Source organism: Variovorax boronicumulans (assembly GCF_009811375.1).
GTDB classification, from domain to species: domain Bacteria; phylum Pseudomonadota; class Gammaproteobacteria; order Burkholderiales; family Burkholderiaceae_C; genus Variovorax; species Variovorax boronicumulans.
Genome location: NZ_BKDH01000001.1, coordinates 3,305,225 through 3,318,440 on the forward strand (window position 1 = coordinate 3,305,225; position 13,216 = coordinate 3,318,440).

General features: G+C 66.2%; 15 protein-coding genes and 2 tRNA genes. 4 read left to right on the top strand and 13 right to left on the bottom strand.

Features of this window, described 5'->3' with window-relative positions; all coding sequences use genetic code 11:
* Positions 1-2: 2 nt before the first annotated feature.
* From VHAB30_RS15230 to surE, 3 genes are read right to left on the bottom strand one after another with little or no spacing between them, the layout of a single operon-like run.
* The gene (locus tag VHAB30_RS15230; RefSeq protein WP_159277558.1) at positions 3-914 is read right to left on the bottom strand and encodes a peptidoglycan DD-metalloendopeptidase family protein; all 912 of its coding nucleotides are present in this window, start codon (positions 912-914) and stop codon (positions 3-5) included.
* Between the two features lie 11 nt (positions 915-925).
* Positions 926-1,702 (bottom strand): protein-L-isoaspartate(D-aspartate) O-methyltransferase, encoded by a 777-nt coding sequence (locus VHAB30_RS15235; protein ID WP_159277559.1) that lies wholly within the window; start codon positions 1,700-1,702, stop codon positions 926-928.
* A gap of 4 nt (positions 1,703-1,706) precedes the next feature.
* Positions 1,707-2,465 carry a 5'/3'-nucleotidase SurE gene (gene surE, locus VHAB30_RS15240; protein ID WP_159277560.1) on the bottom strand — a complete coding sequence of 253 codons (759 nt, stop codon included), beginning with the start codon at positions 2,463-2,465 and terminating at the stop codon, positions 1,707-1,709.
* Positions 2,466-2,593: 128 nt separating this feature from the next.
* Between surE and VHAB30_RS15245 the strand changes: the two genes are divergently transcribed.
* Positions 2,594-3,580 carry an NADPH:quinone oxidoreductase family protein gene (locus VHAB30_RS15245; protein WP_070059621.1) on the top strand — a complete coding sequence of 329 codons (987 nt, stop codon included), beginning with the start codon at positions 2,594-2,596 and terminating at the stop codon, positions 3,578-3,580.
* Between the two features lie 97 nt (positions 3,581-3,677).
* On the opposite strand, the gene VHAB30_RS15250 is transcribed toward VHAB30_RS15245, so the two are convergent.
* Positions 3,678-4,025: an H-NS histone family protein gene (locus tag VHAB30_RS15250; protein WP_056583066.1), complete on the bottom strand. Its 348-nt coding sequence runs from the start codon at positions 4,023-4,025 to the stop codon at positions 3,678-3,680.
* 285 nt (positions 4,026-4,310) lie between these two features.
* A tRNA-His gene (locus tag VHAB30_RS15255) sits at positions 4,311-4,386 on the bottom strand.
* 277 nt (positions 4,387-4,663) lie between these two features.
* Here VHAB30_RS15255 and VHAB30_RS15260 point away from each other — a divergent pair.
* Complete coding sequence (locus tag VHAB30_RS15260; protein WP_062479046.1) at positions 4,664-4,912, top strand: GlsB/YeaQ/YmgE family stress response membrane protein; 249 nt, start codon at positions 4,664-4,666, stop codon at positions 4,910-4,912.
* 95 nt (positions 4,913-5,007) lie between these two features.
* Positions 5,008-5,340: a hypothetical protein gene (locus VHAB30_RS15265; protein WP_159277561.1), complete on the top strand. Its 333-nt coding sequence runs from the start codon at positions 5,008-5,010 to the stop codon at positions 5,338-5,340.
* A gap of 6 nt (positions 5,341-5,346) precedes the next feature.
* On the opposite strand, the gene VHAB30_RS15270 is transcribed toward VHAB30_RS15265, so the two are convergent.
* The 6 genes from VHAB30_RS15270 to VHAB30_RS15295 form a co-directional block, all read right to left on the bottom strand.
* Positions 5,347-6,021, bottom strand: a complete 675-nt coding sequence (locus VHAB30_RS15270; RefSeq protein WP_159277562.1) for a histidine phosphatase family protein — start codon at positions 6,019-6,021, stop codon at positions 5,347-5,349.
* A 109-nt stretch (positions 6,022-6,130) separates the two neighbouring features.
* Positions 6,131-8,050 (bottom strand): SurA N-terminal domain-containing protein, encoded by a 1,920-nt coding sequence (locus VHAB30_RS15275; RefSeq protein WP_159277563.1) that lies wholly within the window; start codon positions 8,048-8,050, stop codon positions 6,131-6,133.
* A gap of 76 nt (positions 8,051-8,126) precedes the next feature.
* Positions 8,127-8,202 (bottom strand) — tRNA-Val (locus VHAB30_RS15280).
* Positions 8,203-8,231: 29 nt separating this feature from the next.
* Positions 8,232-8,504 carry an HU family DNA-binding protein gene (locus VHAB30_RS15285; RefSeq protein WP_007830705.1) on the bottom strand — a complete coding sequence of 91 codons (273 nt, stop codon included), beginning with the start codon at positions 8,502-8,504 and terminating at the stop codon, positions 8,232-8,234.
* A 209-nt stretch (positions 8,505-8,713) separates the two neighbouring features.
* Positions 8,714-9,799 carry a tartrate dehydrogenase gene (locus VHAB30_RS15290; protein ID WP_062479058.1) on the bottom strand — a complete coding sequence of 362 codons (1,086 nt, stop codon included), beginning with the start codon at positions 9,797-9,799 and terminating at the stop codon, positions 8,714-8,716.
* The gene (locus VHAB30_RS15295) at positions 9,796-10,707 is read right to left on the bottom strand and encodes an alpha/beta fold hydrolase (protein ID WP_159277564.1); all 912 of its coding nucleotides are present in this window, start codon (positions 10,705-10,707) and stop codon (positions 9,796-9,798) included. The genes VHAB30_RS15290 and VHAB30_RS15295 overlap by 4 nt, the downstream gene beginning before the upstream one ends.
* 70 nt (positions 10,708-10,777) lie before the next feature.
* Here VHAB30_RS15295 and VHAB30_RS15300 point away from each other — a divergent pair, with 70 nt between their 5' ends.
* Entirely contained in the window at positions 10,778-11,740 is a 963-nt protein-coding gene (locus VHAB30_RS15300; protein ID WP_159277565.1) for a LysR family transcriptional regulator, read from the top strand.
* Positions 11,741-11,756: 16 nt separating this feature from the next.
* Here the strand turns inward: VHAB30_RS15300 and VHAB30_RS15305 are convergent, their stop codons facing one another.
* Positions 11,757-12,644 (bottom strand): DMT family transporter, encoded by an 888-nt coding sequence (locus VHAB30_RS15305; RefSeq protein WP_159277566.1) that lies wholly within the window; start codon positions 12,642-12,644, stop codon positions 11,757-11,759.
* Complete coding sequence (pgsA, locus tag VHAB30_RS15310) at positions 12,641-13,207, bottom strand: CDP-diacylglycerol--glycerol-3-phosphate 3-phosphatidyltransferase (RefSeq protein ID WP_062479069.1); 567 nt, start codon at positions 13,205-13,207, stop codon at positions 12,641-12,643. Before pgsA ends, VHAB30_RS15305 begins: the two co-directional genes overlap by 4 nt.
* Positions 13,208-13,216 lie beyond the last annotated feature (9 nt).

Consider the following 13,216-nt stretch of genomic DNA (forward strand, 5'->3'; position numbering starts at 1 on the left):
CATCACCGATTGGGCAGGTAGCGCGACGGGTCGACGGGCTTGCCCTGGCGGCGGATCTCGAAATGCAGCTTCACGCGATCGGCGTCGCTGTTGCCCATTTCGGCGATCTTCTGGCCCTTCTGAACCGACTGGTCTTCCTTCACGAGCAGCGTCTGGTTGTGCGCATACGCCGTGAGGTAGGTGTTGTTGTGCTTCAGGATGATCAGGTTGCCGTAGCCGCGCAGGCCGGCACCGGCGTAGACCACGCGACCGTCGGCCGCGGCCAGCACGGGATCGCCGGCCTTGCCGCTGATGTCGTAGCCCTTGTTCTTGGCTTCGTCGAAACCGGCGATCAGCGAACCGCTGGCAGGCCAGATCCAGCCCAGGTCGTCGTCACCCGAACTGCTCGGGCCCGAAGGCGAGGCCGTGACAGGCGGCTTGGTGGTGCCGCTCGCGCCGCTGGCCGGCACGGCCGGCGTGACAGACGCCTGCGGGGCCACAGCTTTGGTCGTCGCCTCGGTGGGCGCAGCAGGCGCAGAGGTGGACGGTGCCGTGGCGACCGCGGTGCTGCCACCGGTCGGCGGAATCACGCGCAAGACCTGGCCGACTTCGATCAGGTCGGGGTTGTCGAGGTTGTTCCAGCGCACGATGTCCTGCCAGCGCTGGCCCGTTTCGCTGCCGATGCGGCGGATGGAGTCACCGGGTCGCACGGCGTAGTAGCCGGGCTTGCCGTAGTTCTCGATACCGGGGAGCGGTTTGCCGGACGCATCGGTCGTGATGGGAGGACCGCCGGGCGTCGTTGCCCCGGGAGCGCGCGTCATGGTGCCCCGGTCTTCGACCGGTGCGGGACCGCGCGGTGCGGAGCAGCCCGCGATCACGAGCACAACAGCCAACGTGATGCCTGCGAACAAACTCCGATTGCCAAAACCCTGCATTTGTTATTCCTTCAAGCGATGCCCGATTTTAGGGGGACAAAGTGAACCGCCTCAAGAATGCGCCGCTCGAGCCCACGGGGGGTCTTGTCGATCACGACAAGGGCCTGTCCACCGGTGGCGGAATGGGTCGGCGCGACGATGCGCCCGCCCACCGCGAGCTGCGCGATCCAGGCCTCGGGCACGGCCTCGCCGCCTGCCGCGGCGATGATGCCCGCGTACGGCGCGCCCTTCGCGTAGCCGATCATGCCGTCGCCCAGCATCAGGTGGACGGTGGCCAGGCGGAAGTGCCGCAGATTGGTGCGCGCGCGCTCGTGCAGTCCGCGCAGGCGTTCGATGCTGTAGACCTCGGTGGCCACTTCGTTCAGCACCGCGGCCTGGTAACCGCAGCCGGTGCCGATCTCGAGCACGCGGCCCAGCCGTTCCTGCGGCTTGCCGACCAGCGCCGGCGCGCCCAGCAGCAGCTCGATCATGCGAGCCACCACATTGGGCTTGGAAATGGTCTGCCCCAGCCCGATCGGCAGGCTGGTGTCTTCATAGGCCTGGTTGACCAGCGCGCTGTCGACGAAGCGATGCCGCTCGACGGCGCCCATGGCGCGCAGCACGCGCGCGTCGGTGATGCCCTGCGCCGCGAGCTTTTGCACCATGCGGGCTCGCACGGCGTCGGACGCCATCGAGGGCGTGGACGGGACCATCGGCTTGACCGGCACGGCGGGCATGCGCCCGCGCGTGGCGGCCGAGGCGGTGGGGGTCAGTCGAACCGGGAAACTGGGCCGCGGAGGGGTCGCCATGTCGTCAATTGCCGAGACGGGCGACCGTCTCGCGCCATTGGCCCAGGTTGGCATGGTCGGTCAGGTCGATCTGCAAGGGCGTCAGCGCGATGTGGCCGGCCGCGGTCGCGTGGAAGTCGGTGCCCTCCCCGCTGTCCTTGGCGCTGCCTGCACCGGCGATCCAGTACATGGTTTCGCCGCGCGGGCTGTCCTGCGTGATCACCTTTTCGGCCGCGTGGCGGCGCCCGAGCCGGCACACCTTGACCGGTTTCAGTTCGTCGAACGGGCGGTTCGGCACGTTCACGTTGAGCAGGAAGGCGGGGCCACCGAGCATCTTCTCGCGCTCGATCTGCTGCACCAGCCGTCGCGCCACCTGGGCCGCCGCATCCACGTGTGCCCAGCCTTTTTCAATCTGCGAGAAGGCGATGGCCGGGATGCCGAACAGGTAGGCCTCCATCGCCGCGCCCACGGTGCCTGAATAGATGGTGTCGTCGCCCATGTTGGCGCCGTTGTTGATGCCCGAGACCACCAGGTCGGGCCGGTAGTCGAGCAGGCCCTTGAGCGCGATGTGCACGCAATCGGCCGGCGTGCCCGTCACGTAGCGGAAACCGTTGTGCGCCTTGTGCACATACAGCGGTGCGGCCAGCGTGAGGGCGTTCGACTTGGCGCTGTTGTTGTGCTCGGGTGCCACCACCTCGACGTCGGCGATGTCCTTGAGTGCGTCGTGCAACGCGACGACGCCCGGCGCCTGAAAGCCATCGTCATTGGAAATAAGTATCTTCATGGTGCTTCTGGGTGCAGCGGATTGTAGGTGCGGGGTGCGTCGCAGCAGGGACAACGCCGCACCACAGCGCCGCCTATCATCGCCCCGAATTCATTGCCCACACGACTCATTCGAAGGAGACCCCGAGCATGCACGCATGGCTTTGCGAAAACCCCACCGGCGTCGACGCGCTGACCTGGAAAGAACTGCCCACCCCCACGCCGGGCCCGGGCCAGGTGCTGATCGAGATCAAGGCCGCCAGCCTGAATTTCCCCGACCTGCTGATCGTGCAGAACAAGTACCAGATGAAGCCGCCGCTGCCCTTCGTTCCCGGATCGGAATATGCGGGCGTGATCCAGGCGGTGGGCGAAGGCGTGACGCACCTCAAGGTCGGCCAGAACGTGGCGTGCCTGTCGGGCACCGGCGGCTTCGGCACCCACACGCTGGCACCCGCCGCGCTGTGCATGCCGCTGCCCGAAGGTTTCGGCCATGTCGACGCAGCCGCTTTCATCATGATCTACGCCACCTCGTGGCACGCACTGATGGACCGCGCGCAGCTCAAGGCCGGCGAAACCGTGCTGGTGCTCGGCGCGGCCGGCGGTGTGGGCACCGCGGCCATCCAGATCGCCAAGGCGGCAGGCGCCAAAGTGATTGCAGCGGCATCGACCGACGAAAAGTGCGAACTCTGCCGCTCGATCGGCGCCGACGTGACGATCAATTACACGACGCACGCACTGCCCAATGGTTTCCGCGATGCCATCAAAGCCGCAACCGACGGCAAAGGCCCGGATGTGATTTACGACCCCGTGGGCGGCGATTTCGCAGAACCCGCATTCCGCTCGATTGGCTGGCGCGGTCGCTATTTGGTGGTCGGTTTTGCATCGGGCCCGATCCCGTCGCTGCCATTGAATCTCACGCTGCTCAAAGGCGCGTCGCTCGTGGGCGTGTTCTGGGGCGATTTCGCGAAGCGCGAACCCAAGGCCAATGCACAGATGATGGCCGAATTGGCCCAGTGGTACGGCCAGGGAAAAATCAAGCCGGTGATCGACAGCACGATGCCGATGGCCGAATTGAAGGCCGCCTATGCGCACATGGGATCGCGCGGCGTCAAGGGAAAACTGGTGATGGTGAACTGATCGGACGCGCGCACATCACTGTGCGCGCCTTCCAATAAAAAAGCCCGCCGAAGCGGGCTTTTTTATTGGGCGAATGTCCAACTGATTCTGCAGGCAATCACTTGATCTCGTAATCGGAGAGCGACTTGCCGGCTGCCAGGGCTTCCGTGACCCAGCGCGGCTTGCGGCCACGGCCACCGGACCAGGTTTCGCCCGTCGGGCCGCGGTATTTGGCGGCGGCCTTGGCGGCTGCAGGACCTGCGCTGCGCTTGGTTGCAGCAGCACGGCCACCACCCAGCTTCAGATCGGAAGCGGTCAAACCGTATTCCGCAATCTTCCTGCGCACTTCTTCGATCACGCCGGCCCGTTCCTGGTTACGCAGGTCTTCGGCCTGCTTGCGCAATTGCGCAATCTGCTCGTCGTGCTTCTGGATCTGGGAATTGATATCGGCGAGTGACGAAGCCATTGTTGGACTCCTGTTGTGAATTGAAAACGGCTGAATTCTAATTCAAACCACTTTTGCCACAAGCGCCTTTTCAGCAGAAAAATGCAGGCGCATTGGCGGAATGCAACAACCCGCAACACATGCGCACCATTTTGGGTACTTTCAAAATCGCGGGTAGCGGGGAAAGAATGCGGCGTGCAACCAGGCGCTTGAAGCGACGGCGAAGCCAGAAATGACAACGCCGGGCAAGCCCGGCGTTGGAATCCCTTGGGTGCTATTGAGAAATAGCGCTGGGACTGAATTTTTTGGGGTGGCTGATGGGACTCGAACCCACGACGACCAGAATCACAATCTGGGACTCTACCAACTGAGCTACAGCCACCGTAGAGCCTCTGATTGTAGCGTTAAAAATCGCGGCTTTCGCTTCCGCGATCATCAAAGACGCCGAAATGCCACACCGACATGCAACCCAGTGCCTTCAGAGACCGTCCGCGATGGCCTGCCACCACACATGCGCCCTGCCCCATGGGCATAACTTCGCAGTCACCCGTTCGATGTGGCAGGCCGACGCCGACGCGCGAATGGCTCCGCTATCATGAATGCGAGCGGCCCGACCGGGCCCGGCTTTCGCCACTTCACTTCATCAAAGGAACTTCTTCATGAGCATCGTCTGGACTATCCTGATCGGGTTCGTCGTGGGTCTCGTGGCGCGGGCCGTCAAGCCGGGCAACGATTCCGCCGGCTTCATCGTGACCACGCTGATCGGCATTGCAGGTTCGCTGGGCGTGACCTACCTCGGCCAGGCGATGGGCTGGTACACCGCCGGCCAGGGCGCCGGCTTCATCGCCTCCGTGCTGGGCGCGATCGTGCTGCTGATTCTCTACGGCCTCATCAAGCGCAAGAGCTGATGCCCCTGACGCCGTGCCGCGCAATGCGGCCGGCGGTTCTTCCGGCTGCCTGGGCCCCACACTTCTTCAGCCAGCCTCGCGAGGCCTTCCCGTCGATGCCCCGCAAACCACGCGCCCGTCACCACGTCTATGTGGTCGAACTCGACGACCGCGTCTGGAACAACAGCCGCTTCCGGCGCGCCAACCCCGACTACCAGCTCGGCAAGCCCTTCGTCTATGTCGGCATGACCGGCCTGGACCCCGACATCCGTTTCGACAAGCACAAGGCCGGCATCCAGGCCAACCGCTTCGTGCAGGAATTCGGCCTGCGGCTGTTGCCCGCGCTCTACGAACGCTACAACCCGATGCCGTACGACGATGCGCGGCTGATGGAGGTCGACCTGGGCATCGCCTTGCGCCGCGCCGGCTATGGCGTCTGGCAGGCTTGACGCTGTTCAGGAGTAGGTGACCCAGTCCTCGTACGCCGGGCCGTCGAGGTGCGGCAAGGTGTTGTAGGTCACGAGCATGTGGCGCTTCGGCGTGAAGGTGAACTCGGTCACCGAGCTGTTGCGGATGCGCAGGTTGAGTTCGATGGTCGTCTCGGCGCTCGTGCCCAGCACATGGCCGACCGCGGTGCTGATCGGCCCGCCACTCGACACCACCAGCACCTTCGCGCCGTGGTGCCGCTCGCGCACATGGTCGAGCGCCGTGGTCACGCCGGCCAGGAAATCGACGTAGCTCGGCATGCCGACCGGCGCGGTGCGCCCCTGCATCCATGCCCCGAGCCCGTCGCGCAGCAGGCGGAAGTGATGGCGGTACATCTCGGGCGAATCGGGCTTCTCGAGCTTGCCCTGGTGCACCGTGGCAATGACGGCTTCGCTGTCGTATTCGTTGAGCCCCGGCCATGGCAACACGTCGTCGCGCGACAGCCCCAATCCTTGGGCGATGCCCTCCCAGGTCTGCTTGTGGCGCTTCAGCGTGCCGGTGATGACGGCATCGAAACGCATGCCGCGCTCGCGCCAGTATTCACCCAGGCGCACGGACTGCCGGTGTCCGAGTTCGCTCAGGTTGTCATAGTCGGCAGCACCGAAACTGGCCTGCCCGTGGCGCACGAGGTAAAGGGTTCCCATGCGCCGGATTCTGGCAAGAAGCGCGACACGCGCTTGTCCCTCGTGCGACCAAAAAAAAGCCCGGGTCGTCGAACCCGGGCTTGTGGCGAGCAGCGGTTGCCCGTCTGTCTCAGCGCGCCGCCGCAGCGGTCGGCAGCGTGTCGGCCGGCTTCGGCACGAGGATCTCCACCTTGAAGCGTTGCTTCAGCAGCTCGTAGTAGGCAGCAGCTTCGGCGGCAGTCACCGACTGGGCGATCTGCATGCTTTCCTGCTGTGCCTGTTCGGCCGTCGGCGGCGTGCGCGGCACGACCTTGGTCACGCGGACCACGGCATAGCCTTGCGTGCCGAGGTCCACGCCGAGCAGCGCGGGCAGCTTGGCGCCGTCGGCACGCAGTGCGGCGTCGATCACCGGTGCGGGCTGCGACTGCGCATCGATGCGCGACACCGTGACCGGTGCGCCGAAGGTGGCGCCATCGGCCTTCGCCTTCCAGGCGGCGAGCTTGGCTTCGCCCTCGGTCTTGGCCAGTGCTGCGGCGCGCTCGGTGATGAGCTGTGCGCGGATCTTGTCCTTCACCTCGGCCAACGGAATCGGATGCGCGGCCGTGTACTGCGTCACGCGGCCCGATGCGAGCTGGTTCGGACCGACTTCGATGGCTTCGGTGTTCTGCTTGCGGTCGAGCGAGTCGGAGGCATACAGCGCCTGCAGGAAGTTGCGGCTAGCGAGCGGGCCGGTGGCGCCCGGCGCGGGCGTGCGCGGCACGTTGGTGGCGGTCTGGATCGTGAGCTTCAGCTTCTCGGCGGCCGGCTTCAGGCTCTCGGGTTGCTGATAGACGGTGTCCGTGAAAATTTCCGCAGCCTTCGCGAATTCCTGCGTGGCCTGTTGGGCGCGCACGTCGTTCTCGATGGTCGCGCGCACCTTCTCGAACGGCGGCACCACGGCCGGCTTGATGTCGGTCAGCTGGATGATGTGATAGCCGAACTCGGTCTCGACGAGGTCGCTGATGTCGCCCTTCTTGAGCGCGAACATCGCGTCTTCGAAAGGCTTGACCATCGCGCCACGCGTGACGAAGTCGAGGTCGCCGCCCTTCTCGGCCGAGCCGGGGTCCTGCGAGTTCTTGCGTGCCACGTCGGCGAAGGTGTTCGGCGCCTTCTTCACGTCGGCCAGCAACTGCTCGGCCTTGGCCTTCGCCTTGGCACGATCGCCGCTGGACATGCTGGCCGGCGCGGTGATCAGGATATGGCTCGCACGGCGCTCTTCCTTGGTGCCGAAGCGCGCGGTGTTCTGTTCGTAGTAGGTCTTGAGGTCGGCTTCGTTCGCGACGATGTTCTTCTTCGCGGCTTCGAGGTCGAGCACGAGGTACTCGATGCTGGCCTGCTCCGGCGCCTGGAACTGCGACGTGTGGTCCTTGTAGTAGGCCTCGATGTCGGCATCGCTCACCGTGACCTTCGACGCGAAGCTCTCGGGCGCGAAGCGCGCGACTTGGATTTCACGGCGGTCGTAGAAGGCATTCACCGTGGCCGCGGTCAGCGCCGCCGGTGCGAAGCTCGTGCCCGTCACGCCCAGCAGCACCTGCTGCGAGGCCATGTCGGCGCGCACCGAGGCTTCGTACTGCTCGGGCGTGCGGCCGGTGGCGCGCAGGAAGGCTTCGCGGTCGAACTTGCCGTCGGCCGTGCGGAACGCAGCCAGGCCGGCGTCCTGCGCGAACATGCGCGTAAGGCGGTCTTCGGACACCGACATGTTGGTCTTGACCGCCGCGGCCGCCAACACGCGATCGCGCACCATGCGCTCCAGCGTGGCGTAGCGCAGCGCGTCGGAGTCGAGCAGCGTCGGATCGACGTTGGGCGACTGCTGGCGGATGCGGTCGGTCTCGACGCGGTGCTGCTGGTCCCACTCGGGCTTGGTGATGTCATGGCCCTGGATGCGGGCCACCTTCTCGTCGCCGCCCATGCCCTGGTAGCGCTCGACACCAAAGAAGACGAACGAGGGAATGATCAGCAAGAACAAGAAAATCATCACGACTTTGTTGTACTTGCGGAAGGTATCAAACATGCTTGAACACTCTTTTTCGACGGGCGCCGGACGGCAATAAAAAAGGCGAACCGGTGTTCGCCTTTGCATCGGGTGGTGGTGGGTGCTGAGGGGCTCGAACCCCCGACCTACGCCTTGTAAGGGCGCCGCTCTACCAACTGAGCTAAGCACCCCACCTGGAATACTCTCCGAGTCTACAGCCTCAGTTCAGCGCGTCTTTGAGCGCCTTGCCGGGACGGAACTTCGGGATCTTGGCTGCCTTGATTTTAATCGCGTCGCCGGTGCGGGGATTCCGGCCGGTGCGGGCTGCGCGTTTGCCGACTGCGAAAGTGCCGAAACCGACGAGCGACACGGAACCGCCCTTCTTGAGCGTGGTACGAATGGCGCCAATGGTGGATTCGAGCGCACGGGTCGCTGCGGCTTTGGAAATATCGGCGTTCTTTGCGATGTGCTCAATCAGTTCGGTCTTGTTCACAAGGGCCCCTTGTCGAAAAAAAGTTGGTCGGCTTTCGTCAGCTGCGACCTGGCCGCGACGGGAGCGACTCAAGAACATGGCAGGCCTGACGCCTCGGCAGCTCACTGCCAGCGAGGATTACAACCACTGGTCTGCGGGGTGTCAATAAGACACAACGCACTGCAGCCCAGCGGAGCGCGCGATTTTAGGGGCGTTTCGCGACGTACTTTTCAAAGGGCCTCGGCAATTGCCTTTCCGAGGTCGGCCGTGCCCGCCCGACCACCGATGTCCGGCGTGCGCGGTGCGCCGCTTTGGGGCGCGAGCACCTTCTCGATGGTCGCCAGGATCGCGTCGTGCGCGTCCTTGTGGCCGAGAAACTCCAGCATCATCGCGCCGCACCAGATCTGGCCGATCGGGTTGGCGATGCCCTGGCCGGCGATGTCGGGTGCCGAGCCGTGCACCGGCTCGAACAGCGAGGGCGTGGTGCGCTCGGGGTTGAGGTTGGCGCTGGGCGCGATGCCGATGGTGCCGGTGCAGGCCGGGCCCAGGTCGGAGAGGATGTCGCCGAACAGGTTGCTCGCCACTACCACGTCGAAGAAGTCGGGCCGCTGCACGAAGTGCGCCGTGAGGATGTCGATGTGGAACTTGTCGAGCGTGATGCCCGGATAGCCCTTGGCCATTTCCACCACGCGCTCGTCCCAGTACGGCATGGTGATCGAAATGCCGTTCGACTTGGTGGCGCTCGTCAGGTGCTTCTTCGGCCGCGACTGCGCCAGCTCGAAGGCGAACTTCAGCACGCGGTCGACACCCACGCGCGACATCACGGTTTCCTGCACCACGATCTCGCGCGGCGTGCCCTGGTACATGCGCCCACCGATGCTCGAATACTCGCCCTCGGTGTTCTCGCGCACGATGTACATGTCGATCTCGCCGGGCGCGCGCGGCGTGCCGTCGCGGCGCACCACGGGCGCGACGATGCCGGGCATCAGGCGCGCGGGACGCAGGTTGATGTACTGGTCGAACTCGCGGCGGAACATGAGCAGCGAACCCCACAGCGACACGTGGTCGGGAATCTTCTCGGGCCAGCCGACCGCGCCGAAGAAGATGGCGTCGTGGCCGCCGATCTGGTCCTTCCAGTTGTCGGGCAGCATCTGGCCGTGCTTCTCGTAATAGTCCCAGCTCGAGAAGTCGAAGTGGTCGAACTTCAGGTCGATGCCGAATTTGCGCGCCGCCGCATCGAGCACGCGCAGCCCCTCGGGCATGACTTCCTTGCCGATGCCGTCGCCGGCGATGACTGCGATTCTGTGGGTGCTCATGAAGTGGCTCCTGGGTGTTCGGGGGAAACGAAAAAATTCAGCGCCTCGGCCAGCAAGGCATCGGGGGCTTCTTCGGGGATGTAGTGGCCGCAAGGCAAGGCGCGGCCCGACACCTCGTCGGCCCGCTCGCGCCAGAGCGAGAGCACATCGAACGCGCGCCCCACCGCCCCGTGCTCGCCCCACAGCACGCGCAGCGGCTGCGCGAGGCGGCGGCCCGCGGCGATGTCGGCGCGGTCGTGCGCGAGGTCGATGGTGGCGGAGGCGCGGTAGTCCTCGCAGATGGATTCGGCGGTGCCCGGGATGGCAATGCAGCGTTCGTACTCGGCCAGCACCTCGGGCGCGAACGGCGCGAGCCCCGCGTGCCGCCCGCCCATCACGCTGCGCACGTAGCGCACCGGGTCGGACGCAATCAGCGCCTCGGGCAGTGGCGGCGGCTGGATCAGGAAGAACCAGTGCCAGTAGGCCTTGGCAAACGCTTCGGAGGTGTGTTCGTACATCGCCAGCGTCGGCGCGATGTCGAGCAGCAGCATGCGCTCGACCGCGCCGGGATGGTCGGCCGCGAGCCGGTGGGCCACGCGCGCGCCGCGGTCGTGCGCGAGGACGGCGAAGCGTTCAAAGCCATGGTGATGCATGGCGGCCAGCGCGTCGCGCGCCATCTCCCGCTTGCTGTAGACCGCATGTTCGGCGTCGGCCGCCGGACGGCCCGAGTCGCCATAACCGCGCAGGTCCACGGCCACCACCGTGAAACGCTCGGCCAGCGCGGGCGCGACGCGGTGCCAGATCGCGTGCGTTTGCGGATGGCCGTGCAACAGCAGCAAGGGAGCGCCCTGCCCGCCGATGCGACCGTGGATGCGCACGCCATCGCGAGCGATTTCGAAGCAGGGGAAGTCGAGGAAGGAAGCCGTCACGCCGCGATTGTGCGTTGCACCCCGGCGGCCATCAAGCAACAATCAGCCAATTCATACTTTCCACTTTGGCATGAATCCCCACGCAATGGAACGCGGCGATCTCGAACTGGTGCTGGCCATCCGCGACCAGGGCAGCCTGGCCGGCGCGGCCGCCACGCTCGACGTGGTGCCCTCGGTCATCACCAAGCGGCTCGGCGCGCTGGAGGCCCGGCTCGGGCAGCGGCTGTTCGACCGCACGACGCGGCGGCTCAGCGTCACGGCCGAAGGCGAGGCCGTGTGCCTGCATGCGCGCACGCTGCTCGAAGGCTTCGCGGCGCTCGAAAGCGAACTCGGCGAACGGCAGAACGCGCTGATCGGCACGGTCCGCCTCGCGGCCACCTTCGGCTTTGGCCGGCACTGGCTCGGCCCGGCACTCGCGGACTTCCAGGCGCAGCACCCCGGCCTGCAGGTCGAGCTGCTGCTGACCGAGCAGCTGCCCGACCTCGGCGCCGAAGGCTACGACGGCGCGGTCTGGCTGTGGGCGGTGCAGCAGCACCGCGCCGCCGACTGGACCACGCGCCGCATCGCGCGCAACCAGCGCGTGCTGGCCGCCTCGCCCGACTACCTGGCACGCCGCGGCACGCCGGCCACGGTGGAAGCGCTGGCCACGCACGACTGCCTGATCGCGCGCGAGAACGGCGACGCCGCGCAGTCGCGCCAGTTCGCGCTCTGGACGCTGCGCCATGCGCGCGACGGCAGCACGGCGCGCGTGCGGGTGCAGGGTCCGCTCACGAGCAATTCAGGAGAAATGGTGCGCGACTGGTGCCTCGCGGGCCACGGTGTCATGCTGCGCAGCCTTTGGGACATCGCGCCGCAGCTCGCAAGCGGCGAACTGGTGCGCGTGCTGCCGCTGTACAGCATGCCCGACGCCGACATCCACTGGGTCGCGCCGTGGCGACCGAAGACGCCGCGCCGCGTGCGCCTGCTGGTCGATCACCTGGTCGAGCAGTTCCGTTTGGAGCCCTGGAAGCCGGCCAAGCCGGCCGGGCGCTGAAAAGGAGAAAGCGCCGTCAGCGCTCCGCGCGCACCACGAGGCTCACGCCGATGGCCGTCAGGCCGATGCCCAGCACCGTGGTCCAGGTGATCGGTTCCGCGAACAGCAGCCAGGCCATCAGCGCCGTGCACGGCGGCACGAGGTACAGCAGGCTGGTGACGGCGGTGGCCGTGCCGCGCTGGATCAACATATAGAGCAGCGAGCTGCCGCCCAGCGACAGCGCCAGCACCGACCACGCCATGGCGCCGATCGAATGCGTGTTCCATTCGATGGCCTGCGCCTCGAGCGCGGCGAAAGGCAGGGTCACGAGCAGCGCGGCGGCCATCTGCACCGCGCTGGCGCTGCGCACGTCGCAAGGCGCCACGAAGCGCTTCTGGTACAGCGTGCCCGCCGTGATCGACAGCAGCGCCATCACGGCCAGCCCCATCGTCAGGGCGTTGACCTCGGTGCCCTGCCCCAGCTTGCGCGACACCACCAAGACCAGCCCGGCGAAACCCAGCGCAAGCCCGGTCCACTGCCGTCCCGAAATGCGCCCACCGTTGAAAGACAGCCAGACCGCCGTGAGCACCGGCTGGATGCCGACCAGCAGCGCCACGAGCCCCGCGCCCATGCCCGCATGCACGGCCGCCCAGACGCCGCCCAGGTAGCCGGCCTGCATCAGCACGCCCGTGACCGCCAGGTGCCCCCATTGCGCGCGCTTCGCCGGCCACGCGACGCGCGCGAGCATGACCCACACGCCGAAGCAGGCGAGCGACAGCGCATAGCGCACGGCGAGGAACTTGAGGGGCGGCGCATAGGGCATGCCATAGCGCGCAACGATGAAACCCGTGCTCCAGATCAGCACGAAGACCGCCGGCATCGCCCGCAGCCAGCCTGCGTTGCGGACCGAGACGGCCGCGGTCATTTGGAGTGGGCCCGGATCTCGGGAATGGCCTTTTGCAGGTAATAGACCATCGACCAGACGGTGAGCACCGCCGAGATCCAGATCAGCCACTGGCCCCACAGGCCGGTGTCGATCACCTTGAAGAGATGCCCGTCATAGAGCAGGAAGGGAATCGCGACCATCTGCACGGTCGTCTTGACCTTGCCGATCATGTGGACCGCCACGCTCTTGCCGGCGCCGATGCGCGCCATCCATTCGCGCAGCGCCGAGATGGCGATCTCGCGGCCGATGATGATGAGCGCCACGAACACGTCGGCGCGCTGCAGATGCACCAGCACCAGCAGCGCGGCGCAGACGAGAAACTTGTCGGCCACCGGATCGAGGAAGGCGCCGAAGGAAGAGGTCTGGTTGAGCTTGCGCGCCAGGTAGCCGTCGAGCCAGTCGGTGGCGGCGAACACGATGAACATGACCGTGGCGATCAGGTTGCGCGTCGGTTCGCTGATCGGCAGGTAGAAAACGCCGACGATCAACGGAATCGCGACGATGCGCGTCCAGGTCATGATGGTCGGTAGGGTCCAGAACATGCGGGCGAT

What these genes read in the sequence shown, in the direction of transcription:
- VHAB30_RS15230 (WP_159277558.1), bottom strand. Translation starts at nt 914, where the DNA reads ATGCAGGGTTTTGGCAATCGGAGTTTGTTCGCAGGCATCACGTTGGCT.
- VHAB30_RS15235 (WP_159277559.1), bottom strand. Translation starts at nt 1,702, where the DNA reads ATGGCGACCCCTCCGCGGCCCAGTTTCCCGGTTCGACTGACCCCCACC.
- surE (WP_159277560.1), bottom strand. Translation starts at nt 2,465, where the DNA reads ATGAAGATACTTATTTCCAATGACGATGGCTTTCAGGCGCCGGGCGTC.
- VHAB30_RS15245 (WP_070059621.1), top strand. Translation starts at nt 2,594, where the DNA reads ATGCACGCATGGCTTTGCGAAAACCCCACCGGCGTCGACGCGCTGACC.
- VHAB30_RS15250 (WP_056583066.1), bottom strand. Translation starts at nt 4,025, where the DNA reads ATGGCTTCGTCACTCGCCGATATCAATTCCCAGATCCAGAAGCACGAC.
- VHAB30_RS15260 (WP_062479046.1), top strand. Translation starts at nt 4,664, where the DNA reads ATGAGCATCGTCTGGACTATCCTGATCGGGTTCGTCGTGGGTCTCGTG.
- VHAB30_RS15265 (WP_159277561.1), top strand. Translation starts at nt 5,008, where the DNA reads ATGCCCCGCAAACCACGCGCCCGTCACCACGTCTATGTGGTCGAACTC.
- VHAB30_RS15270 (WP_159277562.1), bottom strand. Translation starts at nt 6,021, where the DNA reads ATGGGAACCCTTTACCTCGTGCGCCACGGGCAGGCCAGTTTCGGTGCT.
- VHAB30_RS15275 (WP_159277563.1), bottom strand. Translation starts at nt 8,050, where the DNA reads ATGTTTGATACCTTCCGCAAGTACAACAAAGTCGTGATGATTTTCTTG.
- VHAB30_RS15290 (WP_062479058.1), bottom strand. Translation starts at nt 9,799, where the DNA reads ATGAGCACCCACAGAATCGCAGTCATCGCCGGCGACGGCATCGGCAAG.
- VHAB30_RS15300 (WP_159277565.1), top strand. Translation starts at nt 10,778, where the DNA reads ATGAATCCCCACGCAATGGAACGCGGCGATCTCGAACTGGTGCTGGCC.
- VHAB30_RS15305 (WP_159277566.1), bottom strand. Translation starts at nt 12,644, where the DNA reads ATGACCGCGGCCGTCTCGGTCCGCAACGCAGGCTGGCTGCGGGCGATG.
- pgsA (WP_062479069.1), bottom strand. Translation starts at nt 13,207, where the DNA reads ATGTTCTGGACCCTACCGACCATCATGACCTGGACGCGCATCGTCGCG.